Source organism: Bacillus sp. CCB-MMP212 (assembly GCF_022748145.1).
Taxonomy (GTDB): domain Bacteria; phylum Bacillota; class Bacilli; order Bacillales; family Bacillaceae_G; genus Bacillus_A; species Bacillus_A cereus.
In genome coordinates this window covers 44,869-69,037 of sequence record NZ_JALDQE010000014.1, presented here as the reverse complement: position 1 = coordinate 69,037, position 24,169 = coordinate 44,869, and the positions used below count along the sequence as shown (strand labels likewise).

Genomic DNA, 24,169 nt, shown 5'->3' with positions numbered 1-24,169 from the left:
TAGGAAAATATTTTATTTACGCTTTAACCTTATTGCGACGATTCAAACCAAATAATGTACCTATCGCTACCAGACATGCACTTAATCCCATCATTGCTACATTATTTGATGCTGTATTTGGTAATTTTTCACCTTGTACAACTGGCTTTACTACTTCTTTTTTAGCTACTTCATTCTTTTGCTCGACTTTTATCGCTGCTTCTTTTTTTGCCATATCATTTTTTAACTGTTCTTGCGCTATTCTCTTTTTCTCTTCTTCACTCTTTTTCTCAGCTTTTATTGCTTCCTCTTTTTTAGCCATATCATTTTTTTCTTGTACTTGGGCCGCTTGTTTTTTCTCTACTTCATTTTTTTGCTGTTCCTTAATTGCTTCTTCTTTTTTAGCTTTATCTTGTTGCACTTGCGCTTCTTCTTCCTTTGTTACTGTTCCAGTATCCGCACTCGCTACTGAAGAATATCCTACTGTTAAAAGTGCCATTGCACAAATTGGTAATAGTCTCTTTTTCATTTTCATTCTCTCCTTATATTTTATTCACATCAACTCGCATCGGATGTATTACTAGAATAAGCAAGCGATATAAATATAAGATGCAGATGAAATATATTTCATTTAAAGATTTCATTGTAGAAAAAGAAAAAACATCGCAATATGTACGATGTTTTTTCGGGTGTGTGTCTCAATATTTACATGTTACTTTCGCGTGATTTGGAAGTAGAACGGGCCGGAGCGATAACTAATTGTCTCGGCTCAGTTTTCTTGAAGTGATTTTTGACGTTACACTTACGACGTTGAACAACCCACGCTTTAATAGGGTTTGTTAAAATAATCTTTTGCTCTTCGTTAGGGGCCTCTTCTTCAAACCTACAACTTTCGCTCCATTTATTCCATTTCATTGTAAATTTAGAAGAAGAATGATCATCTTCACGATCAAACAAGTGCAAAAAATCCATTTTTCCATCTAGCATTACGGTGTTACTAGTCGCTAAAAAAGAAAAGGTCGTCCAACGTTTCTCCATGCCCTCCTACTCCTTTTTCACATATAGAGTGCCTAAAACTTAATTTACCTAAAATATGCTTGCCTTTTACCTTACACCCATAGTTTATCCAAAATGCTATTATGCAACTATCGATTTGCCTTACAACTACCTTACATTTTTGTAAGAAACAAAAAAACCTTCACTCTATATAATGAAGGTTTCTTACTTGTTATCTATATGATCTCTCATATCATCAAGTCCAGCTTCTTTTAGCTGCGACATCATACCGTGCGAAATTGCTCCTAACACTAAAGTCATTCCAATTAATGAAATACGAATCGCAGGTACATCAATTACGTAAGCCAACAGGCCAAGAACAATTGTTAAAAGTAATGCTTTTATAAATGTTACACTTGTGTACTGTTTCTTCTTCATCATATTCACCCTTTATGGAAGCGTTTTCTTAATATACTTAGTATATCATATCATCAGATGATTTTGTCGTTGTCTTTGTAAAAAATTACTATCTTCTTTGACTTTTTCTATTCTATCCTTTACAGTCGAAATGTTCGCAAGTTTTACACTGTAGGAGGATTACAATGAATATTGAAATAAAAGACACTTTAATTTCTGAAGAACAATTACAAGCAAAAGTGAAAGAATTAGCACTTCAAATCGAACGTGACTTTGAAGGAGAAGAAATCGTAGTTATCGCCGTATTAAAAGGTTCATTCGTATTTGCTGCTGATTTAATTCGTCACATTAAAAACGATGTAACAATTGACTTCATTTCTGCATCTAGTTACGGAAATCAAACAGAAACGACAGGAAAAGTGAAACTACTAAAAGATATCGACGTAAACATTACTGGAAAAAACGTAATTGTTGTAGAAGATATTATCGATTCTGGTTTAACACTTCATTTCTTAAAAGACCACTTCTTTATGCATAAACCAAAGGCACTCAAGTTCTGTACATTACTTGATAAACCAGAACGCCGTAAAGTGGACTTAAAAGCTGAATATGTTGGCTTCCAAATTCCAGACGAATTTATCGTTGGCTACGGTATCGACTGTGCTGAGAAATATCGTAACTTACCATTTATCGCTTCAGTTGTAACGGAGTAATATAATAAAATAAGCTTCCATCAATTACTGATGGAAGTTTATTTTCTATCACGATTCGTAAAAGACAAAGGGAGAGAATAAAAATGACAAAGACAAAATTTGAAAAAGTACTCCTCATCGTAAATCCGAAAGCTGGTCAAGGTGACTTACATACAAATTTAACAAAAATCGTACCACCTCTTGCCGCAGCTTTTCCTGATCTACATATCCTTCATACGAAAAAACAAGGTGATGCAACAAAATATTGCCAAGAGTTTGCTAGTAAAGTAGATTTAATTATCGTCTTTGGTGGGGATGGAACAGTATTTGAATGCACAAATGGCTTAGCACCTCTCGAAACTAGACCTACACTTGCAATTATTCCAGGTGGAACTTGCAACGACTTCTCTCGCACACTTGGTGTTCCGCAAAACATTGCAGAAGCGGCAAAACTTATTACAAAAGAACATATAAAACCAGTTGACGTTGCAAAAGCAAATGGACAACATTTCTTAAACTTCTGGGGGATTGGTCTCGTATCTGAAGTATCAAACAATATCGATGCAGAAGAAAAAGCAAAGCTTGGTAAAATCGGTTACTATTTAAGCACAATTCGAACTGTAAAAAATGCTGAAACATTCCCAGTAAAAATTACTTATGACGGACAAGTATATGAAGACGAAGCTGTCCTTGTCATGGTTGGAAATGGTGAATATCTTGGTGGTATTCCATCCTTTATTCCGAACGTAAAATGTGATGACGGAACACTTGATATTTTCGTAGTCAAATCAACAGGTATTCAAGCATTTAAAGATTACATCGGAAAGAAACTGTTTGAAGACTCAAATGAAAATGACATCTTCCACGTAAAAGCGAAATCCATTCATATTGAAACGAAAGAAGAAAAAGAAGTAGATACAGATGGAGAAAGTTCGCTTCATACACCTTGTCACATTGAATTATTACCAGGACACTTTACGATGATTTATAATCCTGCGGTTGTGTAAAGAAAAAAACGAGTGCTAGCACTCGTTTTTTCTCTTCTAATCTAGCTATGTCGTTGAATCATTTCTTGTATTTCTTTAACTCTCTCTAAAGTAATTCCATTTCTTTGTTCGATTGCTAAAGGATGCTCGGTTGGCTCTAATTCAACATACGGTGCCGTTCCAACTTCTCTTATATGTACATTTGTTTTTAAATTTAATGTTTCTGGATAAACTGGTATTTCTACAGATAACCACCCAAAATAAGGATCACTATTTTCTCGGCCTCTCTCATCCCACTTTTCTAATACTTCATCATAACTTTCTTTACTAAGTGATACCCAAACAGTCCATATGAAGTTTTCGTGGTAGTCAATGATAGGAATCTCTAAACATCCTCTAATAAAGTAATGTTCATCGTCCATTACGCAAAGTTCTGATGTTAAATGGAAGCGTCCCTCTCTTTCATGGGGCGCTACCTCGTAATAATAATATGGTGCTTCACTTCCGTAGCATAGAGGTAGTGCAAAACGATGCATTTGTACTTTTTCTCCGGATTTTCTTCTTCTTTTCATTTGTTATTCTTTCTCCTATCCTTTTCAGTCACAATCAAACTCTACCCAATTTCTCCAATGCGTATTAGCATTTTCATTCACAATAACACTTGGATCTTTCTTCTCTATTGCAGAGGCTACTGATTGGAAGAATTCATTTTCACTTACTTTTTCGTCTTCAACATGTTTCCATTCTTCCGTTTCATACGCTACTTCCCAGTCGCCTTCTAAACCGAACTCTTCTAAAATTTCTCCTTTATCCCACCACAATAATTTTTGAGCTTCCTCATTAGTAGCAAGCATACGCATAAAGTATGTTGGATAAATGCTCTGTCGTTTGTACTTCTATTCCATTATTTATATAATCCTCTTCTGTAAATTCATATTCAAAATGATGCTCACGAATTTTTAGACTGCCGTTATAAATATTCGGCATAAATTCACCTTCATCATCAAACAACTCATAATTGCCATCATTTAATTGTAAAATGCAATCATCACCCATTGAATGAGTAATTCTATCTCCATATACTTGAATATCATTACATACACCTAATGAACCTACACCAACAAGTTGAAACACCATTAACCAATCCTTAGTATCGTTAAAGAAAAGAGAGAATTTCACTTGCGAAATATCCATATATTCATTATCAAATGCAGGAAATTCATAGTTACTTTGCTTTTTATCTAATAGTTTTAAAATATCTTTTTGCATATGTAGCATCTTCACCTCGATATAAACAAAAATATTTTTTTAATTTCACTAGAGTATAACATAACCATACTTAACTGTGACATTCTAATAACACTACTAAAAAATAGAAGAATGGCTTGTTTGCATACTCTAGTTCTTTTTATGTACAATGAAGGAAAGAAGCATCTTCATATAAGGGAGAGGACAAACTTTGTTCAACCAACAGTTAGTTAATTTACGCATTGATTTTGCATTTAAACAATTGTTTGGTACGAATGGTAGCGAAGATATTCTAATTGCATTTTTAAATGCTATGTTACAAGAGTCTTTAGAGTCGCCCATTGCTTCTCTACAACTAGAAGATCCACATTTACACAGGGAATATGAAGAGGATAAGTTATCTATTTTAGACATTTCAGCGACATTAGACACAGGAACAAAAGTCAATGTAGAAATACAACTCAATAATAATCACGATATGGTTAAACGCAGTTTATATTATTGGGGAAGACTATACACATCTCAACTACAAAAAGGGATGCCTTACAGTGCACTTCACAAAACCATCACCATAAACTTACTAAACTTCGTAATGTTTTCGGAACACCCAGCCTTCCATACAACGAGCATATTATGGAATACACAACAAAAAAAGCTCCTAAGTGACGACATAGAAATCCACATTATAGAAATTCCAAAGTTAACTGAACAATGGCATGAAGAAAAAGTAAATCCGTGGAAAGATCCATTTGTTCGTTGGCTTTTATTGCTTTCAGCAAATGAGGATGAGCACTTAACTAAACTATTGGAGGATATTGCTATGAACGAAGATCCTATTTTACAAAAAGCGATAAATAAATGGGAACGTATGAGTCAAGATTCTTCTTTCCGGCAAGCCTATGACGCAAGGGAGAAAGTTTTAATGGATGAAGCAGCAAAATTCGCCCATGCAGAGACAGAAGGAATAAAAAGAGGAATGGAACAAGGAATTAAAAAAGGGCTTGAAAAAGGCATTGAACAGGGCATTGAACAGGGCATTGAACAAGGCATTGAACAAGGCATTGAACAAGGTCGAAAAGAAGGAGTTCAACAGGGGAAAATTCAAATGATTAAAAATATGTATGATCTTGGTATACCACTTGAAACGATTGCTAAGGCAAGTAAATTAAGTTTGCATGAGATTGAGCATATTTTAGGACATAAATAGTGATAAAAAAAGAGCTTGAATAGTTTCAAGCTCTTTTTTATCAACTCTCCTCAATATCATCCAATTGAGTCTTATAACATTCATCACACTCTGGACTCGTAGGAAGAATCCCTCTTTCATCAGGTAATAAAACCCTCAAAACTTCTCGATCCATCTCTACGAAAGACTTCATAATAATGGGATATCCTTCAATAATATTCGTATACTCAATCCCTTGTTCAAACTTTTTTCCGCTCTTTATTTCTTCTATTATGGTACAAAAAACACTATGCGCGACTTCAGGATCCATATTTAATGCTATTTGTAAATCTTGATGATTAAAGTTATCTCTTAGACCATGCGTATGATAATTAGCATGGATGCCATCAATATCTTCTGCTAATATGCTATGCATGTACCATCCATACTCTTGTAGCATATTTTCTTCCCATTCATCTGCATCCTCTTCTAAATCTTCATCAAACAAATTCGGATCATACCACACGTCCTCGTAATCTCCAGCAATTAAAAATCTCCAACCAGGTGGTAACCCTAAATACTTCTTTATTTCAGGTGCCCATTCATCAATATGTTGAACGTGTAAAGGAAGAAAGAAATCTTCTTCTGTCCCCATTTCTTCACCAGCCCAAATGTACCAACCTGTCGTTCCATTTTCTATAGGCATTCGTAACCCATTAATCGGAGCGATACCATCTTTCACATTTTGCGCTATTCCTAATTTCAAGTCATTCGGAGATTCTACATACTCCGCTTTATATTTATCACATATACCCCTCTGTTCTTTTATGTATTTTTCCATCCTTTTAGCACACTCCCCAATTTTTGAAAGATAGATTTCTTTGCCGAAGCACTCTCTAACTTCCATACCCCACACTGGTTATAAAATGGATCCTCTTGTTCATAACGATTATCTATATAATGAGATAAAAGATACACTGGAGCATCTTCTGTGAAACTAATTGTATCTCCATCTTTCAAATTAGGTTTTTCCAATATATTATGTAGGTTAAAATCATTTAATAAATCTACAGCTACTTCCGGATCTATCCCTCCGTCTAAAACAACGTCTGGTAGATTAAATGCTTGCATTCCACATGAATAGTAACCGTCCTCTTCATCTCCAACTAAAGTTACAAGGTGCGAATACATCGGGAATATTTCCTTATTCTCTGCAAGCTCTTGCCATTCTTCTTTCGAATAAGCCACACCTGCTGTTTCAACTTTTAAAGCAAGTCCACCTGCATTTAAAAGTTCCATTCCTACATCAATTACTTCTTGTAATCTCTCTGTATCGTCAACTTTTGCAATAACATACACTGTATAAGTATGCTTCTCCAACTCCTGAAGCAATTCTTCATCAAAACGCTCACCACCTGCATAGAAGAAAGCCTCTCTCAAAGAAGGGTCTTGTTCATATATATCAATTTCAAAGCCAATCTCTTTCTCCTTATGGTGCATAACATTTCCCGCTAATATATAGTTACTTTTACTCACAACTTCTTGTATTAATTCTGTTCTATCTTTCCATAAACCAGGTACTCCAATAACGATTTGTGTCTCCATCATATGCACTCCACTTCTCATCTATTTTCAATCAATTCTTTCAATCTTCCAAACTAAATTAGCTGGGATATCTTTCTCTAAAAAGGTTAACATCCATACAGTTTTTCCTTTATCGTTCATCAGTAGCACTTTATGGTTTAACTTCCAAGCCACTTCACTAACATGATGAAACATCTTATACATATCTTCTTCTCTAATAAGCTTTTCCTTTTTGATTAACCGCCTCGTTCTATACTCTCTTATTTCTAAGTACACGTCAGCATAAGCCACTTCATGCTGACATGTTATACTACATACGTATTTTTTATTCGGACTACTCTTTTTTATATATACGAACTCGTTTCTATAATTCAATTCTAGTATCTTATTCTTCACTTTTTCTAACTCTTCTATATCCCAATCATATTTCACAGCTAAACGTTTCATTTCAACATGAACGATTTGAAGGGCTTATTCTTTTTTCTCTCTATCTGATAAATATGGAAAAGCCTTCACACTCTCATACTCCACAAAAACATTCATATATTCAGGGAAAATTCTATATTTCTTCTCCCACTCATCGAGTAATGAAATATCATCCACACAATGAATCAAATTCCCTTTCTCATAATCCATTCTTAACTTTGGCATATGTCGACAATATAAAGAAGTAATACTGCTCGTCTCTTTACCAAAAGAGATATCTTCATCGTAGTTGCTTGTAGATGTTAACTGTAATGCTTCTATGTTTCTGGTATGCTCTTTTACTTTTAGAAAACTCAATTGTATATCTCTTATAACCGGCATTTGCTCTCTCCTCTTCGCAATACAACTATGAAATATCTTTGTTAATACGCCTTAATCAATTTCAAGCCAGCCCATTCCCATAGAAAGAAATAACAGTCCGATTACCAAAAAGAGACCCCCAGTTAAAAAATAGAATGGCGCTCCGTGCAATGGATCACTAAATAACTCTATCAAATTTCCAGCTACTACTTTCCATTTCTCTCTCTTTGAATTTTTTTCTTTTAATTCTTTTACAAATCGATAAATACTGAAACTGATTAAAGTGATACCAATTAATAAACATCCTGCTATGATAAGAATTTCCAAATGTAACACTCCATTTAAATACCATCTTCATTTACACCTCATTTTAACTAAAAAAAGCGAAAGAGAACATAATTTTCACTATGCTCTCTTTCGCTTTTTCAAAAACTGTATACCTTATTTTCATTTACTAACAATCCTGAAATAAGAACGAACTGTTAAGTAATAATAACCAATATAAATAACACTATACACACCGATGCTAATTAGTAACGGAACTGCAATTTCATATGGAATAACTGTCGCTAATCCTTTTAGCGCAAATAAAGTGTGTAATATACCAACTCCTAAAGGAATGAAGAAGATAAATCTCATTTGTTTTGCAATTGCCTTTTTCATTTCTTTTTTCGTGACACCGAGTTTTCGAAGAACGATGTAACGCTCACGATCTGCATGTGCTTCTGTCCTCTTTAAGTAACAGTATTGAGTATAGAGATATTTTCTTAAAAAGAAATGCACTAATCATAAAAAAGCCTGCAGTTGTTACACTGCAGACTTTCAAATGTTTAATAAATTGGTTAAGCTAAATATGCTTGTTGTAATGCCTCTAAACCATCTTTATAAATTCCATGGAATAGATTAATTGCCTCTTCATCAGTAACCTCTACAGGAGTGAAGCTACCAGACCATTCAACTAATGATGTGTTAGCATCTTTACCTTCTTTAACACGGATTGTAGATAAATAATTAGTTACAGGGAATGGTGCTTGCATAATTGAATATGTGTAGTAGCGCTCTTTCTCATTAAATGCTTCTAAACGTTCTACAATCGCATCGCCATCAGGATTAGCTAAATGACGTACACGTCCGCCTTCAGTTACTTTACTGCTAGGAATATACGGTAACCAATCTGGAAGTGCATCAAAACCTCCAATTAATTTCCATACTTGTTCAGGTGAAGCTGGAATTTCAATAGATGTAATAGTGTTTGCCATGTTAATTACTCTCCTTTTTATTTAACGTTGATTGGTAGTGGTGCATTAGCTGCAACCAATTTTTGTTCGCGCATTTCTTCCCAGAATGCTGCCGGAATCACTGTTTTTAATGCAGCTTGGTCTTCTGCAATTCGTTCCGGTTTACTTGCACCAGGAATAACAGCAGCAACTGCTGGATTAGCCAATGCAAATTGTAAAGCAGCAGCTTTAATACTGATTCCATGACGATCTGCAAGGTTTTTCATTTTATTAACTTTTGCAATGATTTCTGGTGACGCTTTTTGGTATTCGAAGTGAGCTCCTCCAGCAAGAACACCTGAGCTATATGGTCCACCAACAACAATGTCCATATTATTTTTTACAGCTGCAGGCATTACACGTTCTAATGCACGCTCATGGTCTAATAATGAATAGCGACCAGCTAGTAAAGATACATTTGGTTTTGCTTCTTCTAAGTCCAGCATAAGTTCAATTGATTCTACTTTATTCACTCCAAGTCCCCAGCCTTTAATTACACCTTCATCACGTAATTGCGTAAGTGCACGGAATGCTCCTGTTCGAGCAATTTCAAATTGTGAAATCCACTCATCTCCATAAAAATCTTGTGCTACGTCATGAATATAAACAAAATCTAGACGATCTGTTTTTAAACGTTTTAAACTGTCTTCAATAGAACGAAGAGTTGCGTCCGCACTGTAGTCGTTGATAATTTTATTTTTACGACCAAATTCGAATAGTCCGCCTTTTTCACCTAAATCACGTGTAGATGGATCTTCCAATTCATCTGAAATAATTCGACCTACTTTTGTACTTAAGAAGTACTCGTCACGATTTCTTTTCGATAGTGCTTCACCAAGACGAATCTCTGCTAAACCAGATCCATAAAGTGGAGCTGTATCAAAGTAACGAACACCATTATCCCAAGCAGCATCCACTGTTGCAATTGCTTCTTCTTCCGGAATATTACGGTACATATTACCTAGTGGTGCCGTACCAAAACCAAGTGTACCTTTTAATAAATCTTTCATTTAAAATCTCCTCCTAAAATTTATATAAAAATGATTAATGGATGTAAATAATGTGAAAAGGGATGACCGATCAAAACACGATAGTTATGAAAAATAACGTATATGCTTTTTAGTTCTACACTACTCATTTCCCTCTCACGTATGTAATTATGTCTTATCTACAACGCAATAAAAAGTACGCACTTTAAAGTGTTATAGATACTAATAAGTAACAATTTTATGTTTCAACGTCTGTAGCTCCAAAATAAAATTATTAAAAATGATTTTATTTAAAAAAAACCACTATTCTTGCGGAGGTAACTATAGAAATTATCAGTGGAACATAGAAAGTTGTTATTATTCTTCATAAAAAAAGGCAACAACGAAATGAAATATGTTCGTTGTTGCCTTTTTACCTTCTCTAAAATATTAAATTACATTTTGAACAAAAAGGCGCAGCATTCCCTTTTCTAATTCTCGCATCACATTTTGGGCAATATACATATCGCTCTTCTATCATTTGTCGCTCTATCATATGTAAGGATACTATTCTCATACTGCACATAATCCCAATTAATATAAGGCTAACAATGAGTAGCATACCTCTCGCCCTCCCCCTTTATCATTTTACCATAAAATAACAAACCCGATTCTCTCATCTAGAACCGGGTTTATACTTACAATCCTAACTTCACCTTCGCGCCATCAGGAATTATTTCTTCTTCTATTTGCACTTTATCGTGCACAGACTTTCCTCTCGTAATTACATGCCAGTAGGAACCTTTTTGCAGTGTATCCACTCCATCAATTGTTATCTCTTTTTTGTTTCCATCCTTATCATATGTGTTCACTGTGTATGCACGGCCTTTATTTCCACCTAAATCTTTTCCATCGTTATCAATTACCGCATAACGATATTCTAATTTAAGAAACGGATTCATGGAATCTACTGTAGCACTCCCATTTAACAAATATGCCGCTCCTGCTATGATGACAAGTAATGATCCTAAAATAAATCTTTTCATCTATATTCCGCCTTTCATTATGTTTTTCTATAAGACCTTTCTAAGTATAGAGAGCATTTCTTAATAAAAACTCGTGCGGTTTCTTAACTTTTTCTTAATGTAACAGGGCTTTGCATCAGCGCTTCGATAAATAAAGCCATATTAATAATAAAAGGAGGCTGCCGCCTCCTTTATTTACTCATCACTGTATTTCTTTTTTGTCTGTATAAATAAAACACACTCACAATCAATGCAATACTTCCGCCAAAATACAAACCATACTCTATCGCAACTGCTACAATTCTTTCAATATGTTGTCCAAATAAAGAACCTAGTACGAAATAAACGAGTGTCCAAACAAATCCTGTCGTATAAGAATACAAAGCATACGTCTTAAATGACATATTATTCATTCCAACTAAATACGGCACGATATGTCTTACAACTGGTATGAAATAGCTTGTCACTAACGCGTACTTTCCGTATTTATCAACCATTTCTTGTGATTTTATTAAATACTTCGCTTTTTTCTTTTTCATCAATTTATGGAGTACCTTCGTGCCAAATACCTTCCCTAATATATATCCTAAAGAAAGCCCTGATACAACACCTAAATATGTTAATACAAATGAAGGAACAACACTTAATATACCTACTGAAGATACGAAACCACCACTCATAACAATCATTTCATCTGGAATTGGCATACCGATAATACCTAACCATAAACAGAAAAATAATGCCCAATAACCGTATTGCTCGATATAGGATAATAATTCATGTAATTCCATTATGCATACGCTCTCCTTAGTTCTTTTTTGCAACTAAAGACGTAGGCTGGCGGGAAATTGAGCCATACTTTTTCTAGTGTAATTTCAGGGAAGAAATGCTGTATAAACCCTTTTTTCACAAGTGAATATTGAAATGTAATGAATTCACCATTCTCATGTATCGCTTCCATCGCATTATTTAAAATGCGCTTTGAAACTTCTTCTGGTAAAGAAGTGAAAGGCAACCCTGATAAAACGTAATCAATGCATTCTATATTGAGCTCCTCCATATACTTCTTTATATTTTCAGCTGAACCGTGTACAACAATGACATTCTGCTCATCTTTAAACTTTCTTTTTAATTCTTTGAAAAATACTTCATTAATTTCAATAAGAAGAAATATTGTTTCCTTCTTTTTTCTCTTCATAATCTCTTTCGTAAAAACCCCTGTGCCAGGCCCTAACTCTACAATACATTTCGCTTTATTAAAATCAATTACATCGACCATTTTCTTTGCTAATATTTTTGAACTTGGCGCAATTGCACCAGTATGTTTTGGATGCTTTATAAATTCATGTAAAAATGTAATGAGCTGCATGTAAACCTCTCCTCATTCTTTCGATAGTTTTTAACTTGTGTCTAAGTATAACTATCGTTTCTTAATAAAAATTGAGGAAGTTTCTTAAGATTTTATGAAGAATAAAAAAACAGCTATCGCGTGTAGCGATAGCTGCCCCTTATTACTTCGCACTCACGATCTTATAATAAGAACGAACCGTTAAGAAGTAATATCCAATATAGATGACACCGTATACTCCAATACTAATGAGAAGCGGAATCATAATTTCAAATGGTAATATATTTGATAAACCTTTTAGTGCAAATAAGCTGTGTAAAATACCGATTACTAACGGAATAGCGAAGATAAAGCTTACTTGTTTTGCGATAGCTTTCTTCATTTCTTGCTTCGTTACACCAACTTTATGAAGGACAATGTAACGATCACGGTCAGCACTTGCTTCTGTTAATTGTTTAAAGTAAATAATTGAGCCTGTTGCTAATAGGAATACTAATCCTAAGAATAACCCAATAAACATCATTAAGCCTGTCGTTTCAAGCCCCATTTGGAATCCTGTATAGAAATCGTTAAATGGTTTTAAAACTTCTGATTCTCCAGCTGGCATAATGCTTGCTAATTTTGCTGTTAACTCTTTACTATTTCGCTCACCTTTTACATCAATATTTTTTACAGTACGCGTTTCGTTTACTTGTTTCACTTGCTCATATGTTTTATCAGGAACGATTACAAATAGTTCATTTAAATTTGTAAGGCTTCTATTATTTACACCTTTAATTTTTAATTCTTTTGACTCATTTCCAACAGGGAATACAGCTGTATTTCCTGTATAAAGAGGACCAAAATCAAGTTTCTCAATATATAAGCTATCATATACGAAAGCTTCATTCGCACTTAAATTTACAGGTTCTACATCTAAATGTTTCACATGTTTATTAAAGCTTGATTGAGAAATAAGCTGGTACTGATTCGTAACATTATAGTGTGTGTTCAGAACTTGATCAGCTCTTTCACCTTTAAATGTTCCTTTCACAGGAATCATTTCAACTTCTGATTCATATGTGACTGGGTGATTATTCTTCTCTCCAGCAAGTATTTCATTTACTTTTTTATCTAATGCTGCATCTTTTTTCTCATAGGAATAACTATACGGCGCAGCAACTTTTGATTGCGTAAATGTGTTGTAATACATCGTAACTGACGTACCAACCGCTGTTAATGTAACTGCACTTAAAATAGCGATTGTCGCCAATGATTTCGCATTTCCTTTAATACGATATAGTAACTGCGATGTCGTTACCATATTCATACCATTATAAAATGCTGACTTATTATTTCTTGCACGTTTCAATACAAATACTGTGAAGAACATGAACAGTAAATAAGTCCCTGCTACTGTCGCTAATAAAATATATAATGCAACGACCATAAAGTCTGCATACATAACTGCTTTCATGTACATTAGCGCTAAAAAATAACCTGAACCGATTAAGAAAACTGAAATTAATGCCATGATGACAGATCCTTTTGGCATTGCTTCTCCTTCACGTTCTGCACGGAAAAGTTCAATTAACTTAAAGCGATAAATTAAACGATATCCTTGAAGTGATGTATATAAAATAATCACAAAGAAAATAATTGCTGTATCAATAATGGCAGCCATCGGTACTTCAAAATGAACGTTTAAATTTAATCCCATCATATTTACTAATAACTCAAGGAATAATTTCGAAAGGACACTACCGATCGCAATCCCGATTACTAATGACATTAATCCCATTAACATATTTTCATAAAAGAGCATTTTACCAATTTGTCTTTTACGAATACCTAATAACGAATATAAGCCAACTTCTTTTTTACGTTTACGTGTAAAGAATCCGTTCGAATATATAATGAACACTGCTACGAAAATGATAAGCATCACACTGGAAACTTGGAACGCTCCGCTAATTTTTTTTGAAGCTTCTGCTGCTTTTTCCATTTGTGAATTATATTGCAGTGCTTTAAATGTAAAATAAATAACAATACTAAAAATCATAGATGCGAAATATACAAAGTAGTCTTTAAAGTTCCGCTGTATGTTGCGGAGGGCAATGCTAGATAAGGTCATCAGCCATACCTCCAGAAATAGAAGACATTACGTCAACGACTTTTTGGAAGAACTGTTTACGCGTTGATTCACCACGGTGCAATTCTTTATATAGTTCACCATCTTTAATGAAAATAACTCGTTTACAATAACTTGCTGCAAATGCATCATGCGTTACCATTAAAATTGTTGAGTTATCATATTCATTTAATGACTTCATACTTTCAAGTAAATCTGTTGCAGATTTAGAATCAAGCGCTCCAGTTGGCTCGTCCCCGAAAATCATACTTGGATTCGTAACGATTGCACGTGATGCTGCGCAGCGCTGCTTCTGTCCACCAGATACTTGATATGGGAACTGACTTAAAATATGATCAATACCAAATTTCTTTGAGATTTCAAGAACGCGGCGATCAATCTCACTCGCTTTCACCTTTGATAACGCAAGTGGTAAAGCGATATTCTCTTTCACTGTTAACGTATCTAATAAGTTATAATCTTGGAAAATGAAACCTAAATGATCGCGGCGGAATAACGCTAACTTATCATCATTCATTTTCACAATATCTTTTCCATCAATTAAAATTTCACCGTTCGTCGCATTATCAATTGTAGAAAGAACGTTTAGTAAAGTCGTCTTACCAGAACCAGAAGGTCCCATAATTCCAACGAACTCACCTTCTTTTACTTGTAAGTTAATACCTTTTAACGCTGAAAATTTATTACCACCCGTGTCATATACTTTTTCAATATTTTTTGCTTCTAATACTGTTTTCATCTCGACATCCCTCATTTCTTCTATTCTCTATTTTCAACTATATACACTCTCTACTCTTGCCACTATCGATGTTTCTTACACAAACATGACAGTTATGTAAGGCACATAAGTAAAGAAATCAAAAAGTTAACGTAATGAATTAAAGTACTTTGTTACTATAACATTGGGATATCATACCATCCATTCATTCTCCTTACAGGAACATTACAATTTTGTAAGGTAAAAAATGCACCTACAAAGTTGTGCACGAAATGTCGGATGGAGCTATTTCGTTCCTGCTATTCTATGTACAGAGGAGGTCATAATATGGATTCACTTAAAAATATGAATGCTGCAATGCAGTATATCGAAAACAACCTTACACATGAAATTGATTTTAAAGAAGTCGCAAAAATAGCTTACTGCTCCGAATATCATTTCAAGAGAATGTTTTCTTTTTTAGCTGGCATATCACTATCAGAATATATTCGCTGTAGACGTCTTACTCTCGCTGCCTTTGAACTAAAAAACAACAATGTAAAAGTCATTGATATCGCTATAAAATATGGATACAACTCACCAGATTCATTCGCTCGTGCATTTCAAAACTTGCACGGTATAACACCTTCAGAGGCCCGAAATAGTAGCCATTCTTTGAAGGCTTATTCACCAATGACCTTCCAATTATCCATTCAAGGAGGAAATGAAATGAACTATCGAATTGAAGAAAAAGAGCCCTTTCGAATTATAGGTATTGCAAAACGAGTACCAATCGTTTTTAACGGTGTAAATGAAGAAATTGCTTCTATGTGGAAAAGTTTAAACCCAGAGTCTATTCAAACATTAAAGTCCCTTTCAAACATTGCACCTACTGGAATTATTAGTGCTTCTACTAATTTTTCTGAAGGAAGAATGGCGGAAAAAGGAGAACTTGATCACTATATTGGAGTAGCCACAACAAAGGATTGTCCAGAGCAGTTTAAACAACTCGAAGTCGCAGCTTCAACATGGGCTATATTTGAAGCTGTCGGTCCATTTCCTGATGCACTACAAAATGTATGGGGGCGTATTTATTCTGAATGGTTCCCTTCTTCGAACTATGAACTAGCGGAAGGACCGGAAGTATTGTGGAATGAACAGAAAGACATATCTTCTCCAAACTTTAAAAGTGAAATTTGGATACCGGTTTTGAAGAAGTGATAAAAAAACAAAGCTGCTCTTCCCTAAAAGGAAAAGCAGCTTTATTTACATTTTCAACTCTTCTTTATAAATACTATATGACTTTATTGTTGATACGATAATACATATTAATATGATTCCAATCCCCATAAAAATATTAAATGGATCTGGAAGCAAAGCCCCGGCATATATACAAAGTGAACCTATTACAAATACCCTCGAAGCAAATCTATGTGTTTTTCTCCAAACTACAGGATTTTCTAATGTCCAGTCCATTCGAATGCCTACTAACCCGTTCGGCTTCGTTTGTTGCATGTAATTACCTAGTACAAGAAACAATGTTCCAAGTCCAAAATTAAATGCAATTGAGCCCGATGCAATATAATTAGACGCTGCTAATAGTGCAAATATGTTACATCCAAATCCGATAAAGAGAATGGCATAATTAATCGCTGAAAGAACTTTGGATTGCTGTGTAGACTTATCTTTTATGAATCCAAAAACTAGCCATATCATATAGAGCACTACCATACTACCTATCGAGAATGAACTTGCTTCTATTTTAGAAAAATATCCATCTACTACTCCTGCTGCATTATAATGGCGTGGAATTTGTTCTGGTAAATATGGCCATACAATATACCATCCAATTGCAATGCCAATAATTAAACTCCATGGTAATACGTGTCTTTTCATCCTCTCTCCCCCATAATTTTTTATTAGGCCCCTATTTCTTTTTTATAAGCAATATATGAATATCCCATCGTTAATCCTACTGCACCAATAATAATTCCAACCATTACGAAAGATTTCCACGTTACTGGTGCAAAAACACTTAAAATCATAATGATCCCCAATGCAACAAACACCTTTCCGCTAAAACGGTGTGTCTTTCTCCATACTTCTTCGCTACTTAACGTCCACGGCGTTTTTATACCTACAAAATAATTTGGTTTACATTGTGGTAAATAGTTTCCGATGACTATAAATAAAATACCCACTAATAATTCCGGCACGCGATTAATGAATAAATTGTATCCTAATCCACTTGTAATAATATCTATATTCCCTACAAATAGTAGCAGTAATATCCCGTTATTCATCATCATAAAAGCTTTAGAAAACTTCTCGTAGTTCGCTTTCTTTGGATCAATCTTTGGTAACACGTTTAGAAAAATATATAAAACAATCATAATTCCAATCATAGAAAGCATTCCATACAATTTAGAAGAATATCCATCTACTTTACCTCCGCTCCAATGCGTTGCAATTGTATCCGGTAAATGTGGCCAAGCAAACGCCCAAGCTAAACAAGTTATAACAATTAATAAGATTGCAAAAAGATGCTTTTTCATTTCCCCTCTTCCCCCTTATTCGTAAATGTAAACACCCAAGTCAACAAATCTTGAAAGACCGTTGTGTTTAAAGAGTACACAATGAATTGCCCTTTCTTTTCATCTTGAATAAGTTCAGCATTTTTAAGTGCGCTTAAGTGGTGTGAAATACTTGGTTTTGTCATATTGAAATGTTCAGCAATCTCACCAGCGGTTAGATCACCTTCTTTTAATAAGTCTAAAATTTTTCGCCTTGTTGGATCTGCTAATGCTTTGAATGCTTGATTCAATGTCTTTCTTCCTTTCGATAATTAGACATTTAGATATTTATCTAAATATTAAACCGATTACCGTTATTTGTCAATTTCATCCAGCGCCCTTTTTACTTTTCTCACTTTTAACCTATACTGTTTACTAGCTTATCTTTCAACATAATGAAAAGACTTGAAACACATGATACACTATAGCTACAATTGTTTTTTTGAGGAGGAATATACATATGTATAAAATTTTAATCGTTGAAGACGATCCAAATATTTCATCATTACTGCAATCTCACATTCAGAAGTACGGTTATGAGGCTGTGGTAGCGGAGAATTTCGATGATATTATGGAATCGTTTAACGCCGTGAAACCACATCTTGTTTTACTTGATGTAAACTTACCGAAATTCGATGGTTTCTACTGGTGCCGTCAAATTCGTCATGAATCTACTTGTCCAATTATTTTCATTTCAGCTCGTGCTGGTGAGATGGAACAAATTATGGCAATTGAAAGCGGTGCGGATGATTACATTACAAAACCGTTCCACTACGATGTTGTAATGGCGAAAATTAAAGGACAATTACGTCGTATTTACGGTGATTATGCACCGAATATTTCTGAACGTATCGTTGAAGTAGAAGGTTTAAAACTATTCCCAGAACGTCCTGAAATTCACTTCGGATCTGAACAAGTTCTTTTAACGAAGAAAGAAGCTATTTTAGCTGAAATGTTATTATCTAAATTCCCTCGTACAGCGAGCCGTGAAGATTTATTAGCTGCGCTTTGGGATGACGAGAGCTTCGTTGAAGAAAATACATTAAACGTAAACATTACGCGTCTTCGTAAAAAGTTTAATGAGCTTGGCATTGAGAACTCTATTGAAACAGTACGTGGACTTGGATATCGCTTTAACGCAACTTGGAGTGAATAAGCATGAAGCTATTTTTACGTGATCATTTTGCATTTTTCCTACTGTACGTATTAAACTTCGGTATCATTTTCGTTCTTTATGATGCAGTAGATGGATTTCAAAACAATAAATTCTACTTCGTCGTTTTAAGTTTATATTTATTCATTTGTTTCCTCGCTTATCGTTACGTTCGCAATCGTAGAATGTACCATAGATTAAGTGAGCAACCAGAAAAAATGGAAGATGCGTTTATTGAAAGAGCGACTGCTCCGATGCCTCACGGTGTCAATGAACTCGTGCGTACGCAGTACCGCCTCTTCCAAAAAGAACTACAATCGTATGAAGTAAAACAACAAGAACATCAACTATTCATTAACCATTGGGTACATCAAATGAAAACACCTGTTTCTGTTATGCAGCTTATGGTGCTAGAAATGGAAGACGAGCATTTAATTCCAAAGTTTAAAAAAGAATTAGAGCGTCTAAACCAAGGGCTTGATATGGCCTTATACATGGCTAGGTTAAATAACTTCCATGAAGATTTCCATGTCGAGACGATTTCATTAAAAGATACGGTAACAAAAAATATTAATGGCTTAAAAGAACTATTCATTCGTAATGGTGTCTTCCCTGTTTTAGAAGTCCATTCTGATTTAAAAGTTACTTCTGATGCGAAATGGCTAAAATTTATCATCTATCAGTTAATGACAAATGCTGTTCGTTACTCTGGTGAGCGCGGAAAGAAAGTTTTCTTATCTGCTTACCGAAACGGAAAAGATATTATTTTAGAAGTTCGTGATGAAGGTGTTGGTATTCCGCAAGAAGATATTCGAAGAGTATTTGAACCGTTTTACACTGGGAAAAACGGTCGCGCATTCGGAGAATCTACTGGTATGGGCCTTTATATTGTAAGTAAAATTTGTGATTATTTAGGTCACTCGGTCAAACTAGATTCTGAAGTTGGTAAAGGAACGACGATTAAAATCATCTTCCACAACGCTGCAAATAATCAAGCAGAACATACGGAGAAGGTGACCGAAGTATGATCGTAACATATGCAAGCAAAATGTATGAGAACTCACTCTCATACATTTTTTGCAATACAACTACTTCTATATCTTCTAGCCGGAGGTATAATCTATGACATTTTGGCAATTTGCATTTAAAAACGTCACGCGCAACTCGAGAGCTTATTTTGCTTACTTTGTAAGTAGTTCCTTTTCCATTGCTGTGTTCTTTTCGTTTGCTGTTTACTTATTCCATCCGAAATTACAAAACTTTGACATGACCTCTGAAATTTCAGGATTAATGATATTTTCAGAAGTAGTAATTGTATTTTTCTCTTTCTTCTTTTTACTATATTCCATTGGTACTTTTTTAAAAGTTAGAAAAAAACAATTTGGTATTTTGACCATTTTAGGAATATCGAGAAAACAATTACATCGTCTTGTTTTTATGGAGAATATGTTAATCGGGATTTTATCTATCTTTTTCGGCATGCAGTTTGGAGTTGTTTTTTCGCAATTTTTCTTATTAGTAACAGCCAAACTTACGCATGTTCCAGGAATATATTTATACGGTCCTACTAACGCGTTTATTTTAACAACCATTGTTTTCCTTAGTCTTTTTATCATTGTATCCGCATTCACACCAATGCTTATTCGTACAAAAAAAGCAGTACACCTTTTAAAAACAAATGGTGGAAAACAAAAAGAAAGAAAACCATCCATACTTGTTTCATTATTTGGTGCGATTTGTTTATTTGGTGGTTATGCGTTAGCTGGAAATCCTAAATATTTCGTATCAGTAAACCCGCAAATCGGTGTTATATATATGGTTTCAAGTATTTTCGTTATCCCAACGCTTGTTACAATTGGAACATATTTCTTCTTTTCACAAATTAGTTTCTTACTTATTTATATTTTAAAGAAAAGAAGGAAGTTTTATATGAAACGGATTAATATGCTTTGGATTTCGGATTTAGCGAGCCGTATTCGAACGAATATTAATATGCTTTTTATTGTAGCGATGCTATCTACTATCGCTTTCACAATGATTACGTTTCTATATGGATTCGGGAAATTTATTAAGCTAGAAGTTAATAGAACTTCTCCTTTCCCAATTTCTTATTTTTCTTATGAGGCGAACCCTTTTGTTACAGAGCATTTAAATTGGCTTGAGCAACAATTACAAAAAGAGCATTTCCCTTATCAAAAAATAAAAGCTGATATATATGAAACACCACTAAAAGAAGATAAAGATATAGCTATTTATAATGACGTATACGCAATTAAGCAAAGTGACTATAACAAACTTGCAGATTCTTTACGAATGAAACAACTATTTATGGATGATAACGAAGTATATGTGTTAACAGGGACATCTTATTTCACTATATTCAACGAATTTGAGCAAAGCTACAAAAGAGATTACATTACACTCTCTAGTACAAATACGAAATTACGAGTAAAAGGCTATGAGCATGTGAATGCAATTCCATCTGGCTTTTCATATCAAACGATAGTTTTGCCTGATGTTATCGTAAATAACTTACCTAGCACCGTAAAGCATATATCAGCATACAATTACAAAATTCAAAACTGGGAACAGACATATAAAATTGCTGATAATTTTATGAAAAAAGTACAAAAAGATCGAGATAATTTCCAATATGAAGGGCCTCTCATTCGCTACTTTGAATCGGCAAACTCTTTATATAGAATAACATCAGGCAGTGCTGCATTCTTCCTAATCGGGACATTTTTAGGAGTTATCTTCTTCATTGGAGCTAGTAGCGTTCTTTACTTCAGAATGTATACGGATTTGACGAACGAACAAGAGAAATATATAACAATTTCTAAAATCGGTGTAACAGATACAGAGATGAAACGATCTGCAACCATTCAACTTAGTATTTTATTTTTCATTCCGTACATTATGGCATCCATTCATACAATGTTCGCAACAAAAATGCTACAAGATGTAATTGGTTTATCTCTGTTCAAAGAAGTTTCAGCTGTTCTTATTATTTTTGGATTCGTTGAAATCGTATTTTTCGTATTCATTCGTTCACTTTATATGCAAAAATTATCACAATACACAAGTGGACAAAATATTTAAAACAAACTTGATGAAAAGAGTATTTCTTATGCTCTTCTCATCTTCACCCTATCAGGAGGTTCAGGTGAATGACATTTTGGCAGTTTGCATTTAAAAACGTGACGCGGAACGCCAGAGCTTATTTCGCCTATTTTGTAAGCAGTGCGTTCTCCATCGCAATCTTTTTCTCATTTGCAGTTTATTTATTTCATCCTAAATTGCATATGACAGACGTGAATTATTCTCTGAACATATTAATGACAATTTCAGAAGTTGTCATTGTGTTCTTTTCATTTTTCTTTTTACTGTATTCAATCGGGACGTTTTTAAAAGTACGAAAAAAACAGTTCGGGATTTTAACAGTACTTGGCATATCTCAAAAACAATTAAAGCGACTCATATTTATAGAAAATATGTTAATTGGTGCTCTTTCTATATTTTTTGGCATTCAACTTGGAGTTGTCTTTTCACAGTTCTTTTTATTAGTTACCGCCAAAATTACACACGTACCTGGTTTATATTTATATCCGCCTACAAGTGCTATCGTTTTAACTATCATCATCTTTCTCGGGCTCTTCATTCTCGTATCATCTTTTACACCGATGCTCATTCGCACGAGAAAAGCCGTACGTCTTTTAAAAGAAGGAAAACAACAAAAAGAAAGAAAAGCATCCGTGCTCATCTCTCTATTTGGTGCGGCATGTTTAATAACTGGATATGTATTAGAATCCAATCCATTATATTTTATGTCGTTAGGCGATACCATTGGGCTTTTATATGCCGTCTCTAGTATATTTGTTATTCCATCGCTTATTGCAGCTGGAACATACTTTTTCTTTTCACAAATTAGTTTTTTACTTATTCGTATTTTAAAAATGCGAAGAACGTTTTATATGAAACGAATTAATATGCTTTGGATTTCGGATTTAGCAGCGCGCATTCGGACAAACATTAACATGCTCTTTATTGTAGCGATGCTATCAACACTCGCTTTTACAATGATTACATTCTTATACGGTTTTGGGAAATTTACAAAGTTTGATGCAATTAGACAAAACCCTTTCCCGTTTACGTATTTATCACATACTGAAAATACATTAGCTGATGAACATTTAAACTGGTTAGAGCAGAAATTTAATGAAGAGCATTTTACTTATACGAAATTTAAAACGGATATATATGAAGTATCTTCAGCTGAAGATAACACGCAGCTCTATTACGCAATTAAACAAAGTGACTATAATGTACTTGCTAAAGCATTAAATTGGGAAAAACTCACGGTAAATAAGAATGAATCTTATATTCTTATGAAAGACTTAGATGATCAAGTTATTGGAACACTTCACAATGAAGAAAAGAAAAATACTCTTACACTTACTCAAAACAATTTACAACTACAAGTGAAAGAATATAAAAGTTATAGCCCATTCCCAAACAGCTTAATATACCAATTACTCATACTATCTGATGAAACTGTAGAATCCTTATCCACAGTTTCCAAACAAATGAGTGTATATAACTTCAAAGTTACAGATTGGGAAAAAGCACATAATATCGGTTCATCGTTTATCACAAAAATCAATAACGACAATGCAGCAATTCAAGCAGAGCATCCACCGTTCCATGCAAGTGAAGCGAGCGATTCTCTATACACAACAAAACTAAATGTCGCTTCGTTCTTCTTAATTGGTACTTTCTTAGGTGTTATTTTCTTTATCGGTGCTGGTAGTGTTCTTTACTTCCGAATGTATACAGATTTAACAAATGAGCAAGAAAAATATATAACGATTACGAAAATTGGCTTAACTGAAACTGAAATGAAACGTTCAGCGACAATTCAGCTTGCGATTCTTTTCTTCGTGCCTTACATTATGGCATCAATCCATACGATGTTTGCGACAAAGATGCTACAAGAAGTTTTACATCTCTCGTTCTTCGCTGAGATTACAGTCGTACTGTTGATTTTTGGAACAGTTGAAATTTTATTTTTCCTTTTAATTCGTTCCTTTTATATGCAAAAATTATCACAACATATTAAGTTTTAAAAGTAGAAAGGTGATTAC

Annotated in this window: 26 protein-coding genes and 3 pseudogenes; 8 read left to right on the top strand and 21 right to left on the bottom strand. The window is 34.2% G+C overall.

Annotation, left to right across the window (positions count from 1 at the left end):
• Positions 1-16: 16 nt before the first annotated feature.
• The 3 genes from MRP26_RS27120 to MRP26_RS27110 form a co-directional block, all read right to left on the bottom strand.
• Complete coding sequence (locus MRP26_RS27120; protein ID WP_075717299.1) at positions 17-508, bottom strand: LPXTG cell wall anchor domain-containing protein; 492 nt, start codon at positions 506-508, stop codon at positions 17-19.
• 176 nt (positions 509-684) lie between these two features.
• On the bottom strand, positions 685-1,017 hold the full coding sequence (locus MRP26_RS27115) for a hypothetical protein (RefSeq protein ID WP_000415613.1): 333 nt from the start codon (positions 1,015-1,017) through the stop codon (positions 685-687).
• Between the two features lie 183 nt (positions 1,018-1,200).
• A complete protein-coding gene (locus tag MRP26_RS27110) occupies positions 1,201-1,416 on the bottom strand; it encodes a hypothetical protein (protein WP_002041936.1) in 216 nt (71 codons plus the stop codon).
• A gap of 161 nt (positions 1,417-1,577) precedes the next feature.
• Between MRP26_RS27110 and hpt the strand changes: the two genes are divergently transcribed.
• Positions 1,578-2,105 (top strand): hypoxanthine phosphoribosyltransferase, encoded by a 528-nt coding sequence (gene hpt, locus MRP26_RS27105; RefSeq protein ID WP_001019294.1) that lies wholly within the window; start codon positions 1,578-1,580, stop codon positions 2,103-2,105.
• 83 nt (positions 2,106-2,188) lie between these two features.
• A complete protein-coding gene (locus MRP26_RS27100) occupies positions 2,189-3,091 on the top strand; it encodes a diacylglycerol/lipid kinase family protein (protein ID WP_000167901.1) in 903 nt (300 codons plus the stop codon).
• Between the two features lie 41 nt (positions 3,092-3,132).
• On the opposite strand, the gene MRP26_RS27095 is transcribed toward MRP26_RS27100, so the two are convergent.
• Both MRP26_RS27095 and MRP26_RS27090 read right to left on the bottom strand, forming a co-directional pair.
• Entirely contained in the window at positions 3,133-3,642 is a 510-nt protein-coding gene (locus tag MRP26_RS27095; RefSeq protein WP_098127433.1) for a DUF2199 domain-containing protein, read from the bottom strand.
• A 24-nt stretch (positions 3,643-3,666) separates the two neighbouring features.
• A pseudogene (locus MRP26_RS27090) lies at positions 3,667-4,339 on the bottom strand (DUF7003 family protein).
• Positions 4,340-4,529: 190 nt separating this feature from the next.
• Here MRP26_RS27090 and MRP26_RS27085 point away from each other — a divergent pair.
• A complete protein-coding gene (locus MRP26_RS27085; protein WP_069356359.1) occupies positions 4,530-5,525 on the top strand; it encodes an Rpn family recombination-promoting nuclease/putative transposase in 996 nt (331 codons plus the stop codon).
• A gap of 40 nt (positions 5,526-5,565) precedes the next feature.
• Here MRP26_RS27085 and MRP26_RS27080 read toward each other — a convergent pair whose 3' ends face one another.
• From MRP26_RS27080 to MRP26_RS27020, 13 genes and pseudogenes are all read right to left on the bottom strand, one after another.
• Positions 5,566-6,324 carry a DUF4262 domain-containing protein gene (locus tag MRP26_RS27080; RefSeq protein ID WP_242807142.1) on the bottom strand — a complete coding sequence of 253 codons (759 nt, stop codon included), beginning with the start codon at positions 6,322-6,324 and terminating at the stop codon, positions 5,566-5,568.
• Positions 6,309-7,088, bottom strand: coding sequence for a DUF4261 domain-containing protein (locus MRP26_RS27075; protein ID WP_142245194.1), 780 nt, complete (start codon positions 7,086-7,088; stop codon positions 6,309-6,311). Before MRP26_RS27075 ends, MRP26_RS27080 begins: the two co-directional genes overlap by 16 nt.
• A 27-nt stretch (positions 7,089-7,115) precedes the next feature.
• Positions 7,116-7,874: pseudogene (locus MRP26_RS27070) on the bottom strand (hypothetical protein).
• Positions 7,875-7,925: 51 nt separating this feature from the next.
• Positions 7,926-8,180: a hypothetical protein gene (locus tag MRP26_RS27065; RefSeq protein WP_000404317.1), complete on the bottom strand. Its 255-nt coding sequence runs from the start codon at positions 8,178-8,180 to the stop codon at positions 7,926-7,928.
• 120 nt (positions 8,181-8,300) lie between these two features.
• A pseudogene (locus MRP26_RS27060) lies at positions 8,301-8,594 on the bottom strand (FtsX-like permease family protein); the annotation flags it as partial.
• Between the two features lie 101 nt (positions 8,595-8,695).
• Complete coding sequence (locus MRP26_RS27055; RefSeq protein ID WP_016079934.1) at positions 8,696-9,112, bottom strand: SRPBCC family protein; 417 nt, start codon at positions 9,110-9,112, stop codon at positions 8,696-8,698.
• 17 nt (positions 9,113-9,129) lie between these two features.
• Positions 9,130-10,140, bottom strand: a complete 1,011-nt coding sequence (locus MRP26_RS27050) for an aldo/keto reductase (RefSeq protein ID WP_016079933.1) — start codon at positions 10,138-10,140, stop codon at positions 9,130-9,132.
• A gap of 400 nt (positions 10,141-10,540) precedes the next feature.
• Positions 10,541-10,720: a hypothetical protein gene (locus MRP26_RS27045; RefSeq protein ID WP_098680155.1), complete on the bottom strand. Its 180-nt coding sequence runs from the start codon at positions 10,718-10,720 to the stop codon at positions 10,541-10,543.
• Between the two features lie 76 nt (positions 10,721-10,796).
• Positions 10,797-11,144: a YxeA family protein gene (locus MRP26_RS27040; protein ID WP_088349406.1), complete on the bottom strand. Its 348-nt coding sequence runs from the start codon at positions 11,142-11,144 to the stop codon at positions 10,797-10,799.
• A 170-nt stretch (positions 11,145-11,314) separates the two neighbouring features.
• Positions 11,315-11,914, bottom strand: a complete 600-nt coding sequence (locus tag MRP26_RS27035) for a DedA family protein (RefSeq protein WP_098250696.1) — start codon at positions 11,912-11,914, stop codon at positions 11,315-11,317.
• Entirely contained in the window at positions 11,914-12,492 is a 579-nt protein-coding gene (locus MRP26_RS27030) for a class I SAM-dependent methyltransferase (protein WP_001176064.1), read from the bottom strand. The genes MRP26_RS27035 and MRP26_RS27030 overlap by 1 nt, the downstream gene beginning before the upstream one ends.
• A gap of 142 nt (positions 12,493-12,634) precedes the next feature.
• Entirely contained in the window at positions 12,635-14,584 is a 1,950-nt protein-coding gene (locus MRP26_RS27025) for an ABC transporter permease (RefSeq protein WP_000176150.1), read from the bottom strand.
• Complete coding sequence (locus MRP26_RS27020; protein WP_242807141.1) at positions 14,571-15,341, bottom strand: ABC transporter ATP-binding protein; 771 nt, start codon at positions 15,339-15,341, stop codon at positions 14,571-14,573. Before MRP26_RS27020 ends, MRP26_RS27025 begins: the two co-directional genes overlap by 14 nt.
• Before the next feature lie 306 nt (positions 15,342-15,647).
• Here MRP26_RS27020 and MRP26_RS27015 point away from each other — a divergent pair, with 306 nt between their 5' ends.
• A complete protein-coding gene (locus MRP26_RS27015) occupies positions 15,648-16,520 on the top strand; it encodes an AraC family transcriptional regulator (RefSeq protein ID WP_242807140.1) in 873 nt (290 codons plus the stop codon).
• 45 nt (positions 16,521-16,565) lie between these two features.
• Here MRP26_RS27015 and MRP26_RS27010 read toward each other — a convergent pair whose 3' ends face one another.
• From MRP26_RS27010 to MRP26_RS27000, 3 genes are read right to left on the bottom strand one after another with little or no spacing between them, the layout of a single operon-like run.
• Positions 16,566-17,195 (bottom strand): SdpI family protein, encoded by a 630-nt coding sequence (locus tag MRP26_RS27010; RefSeq protein ID WP_000820672.1) that lies wholly within the window; start codon positions 17,193-17,195, stop codon positions 16,566-16,568.
• 23 nt (positions 17,196-17,218) lie between these two features.
• Positions 17,219-17,854, bottom strand: coding sequence for an SdpI family protein (locus tag MRP26_RS27005; RefSeq protein ID WP_157417421.1), 636 nt, complete (start codon positions 17,852-17,854; stop codon positions 17,219-17,221).
• Positions 17,851-18,123 carry an autorepressor SdpR family transcription factor gene (locus MRP26_RS27000; protein ID WP_088024190.1) on the bottom strand — a complete coding sequence of 91 codons (273 nt, stop codon included), beginning with the start codon at positions 18,121-18,123 and terminating at the stop codon, positions 17,851-17,853. Before MRP26_RS27000 ends, MRP26_RS27005 begins: the two co-directional genes overlap by 4 nt.
• Before the next feature lie 209 nt (positions 18,124-18,332).
• Here MRP26_RS27000 and MRP26_RS26995 point away from each other — a divergent pair, with 209 nt between their 5' ends.
• The 4 genes from MRP26_RS26995 to MRP26_RS26980 all read left to right on the top strand — a co-directional run bounded on the left by MRP26_RS26995 (position 18,333) and on the right by MRP26_RS26980 (position 24,151).
• Positions 18,333-19,028 carry a response regulator transcription factor gene (locus tag MRP26_RS26995; protein WP_000276738.1) on the top strand — a complete coding sequence of 232 codons (696 nt, stop codon included), beginning with the start codon at positions 18,333-18,335 and terminating at the stop codon, positions 19,026-19,028.
• A 2-nt stretch (positions 19,029-19,030) separates the two neighbouring features.
• Positions 19,031-20,053: a sensor histidine kinase gene (locus MRP26_RS26990; protein WP_098679515.1), complete on the top strand. Its 1,023-nt coding sequence runs from the start codon at positions 19,031-19,033 to the stop codon at positions 20,051-20,053.
• 94 nt (positions 20,054-20,147) lie between these two features.
• On the top strand, positions 20,148-22,127 hold the full coding sequence (locus tag MRP26_RS26985) for an ABC transporter permease (protein WP_242807139.1): 1,980 nt from the start codon (positions 20,148-20,150) through the stop codon (positions 22,125-22,127).
• A gap of 68 nt (positions 22,128-22,195) precedes the next feature.
• On the top strand, positions 22,196-24,151 hold the full coding sequence (locus MRP26_RS26980) for an ABC transporter permease (RefSeq protein WP_088024195.1): 1,956 nt from the start codon (positions 22,196-22,198) through the stop codon (positions 24,149-24,151).
• The last annotated feature ends 18 nt before the right edge of the window (positions 24,152-24,169 follow it).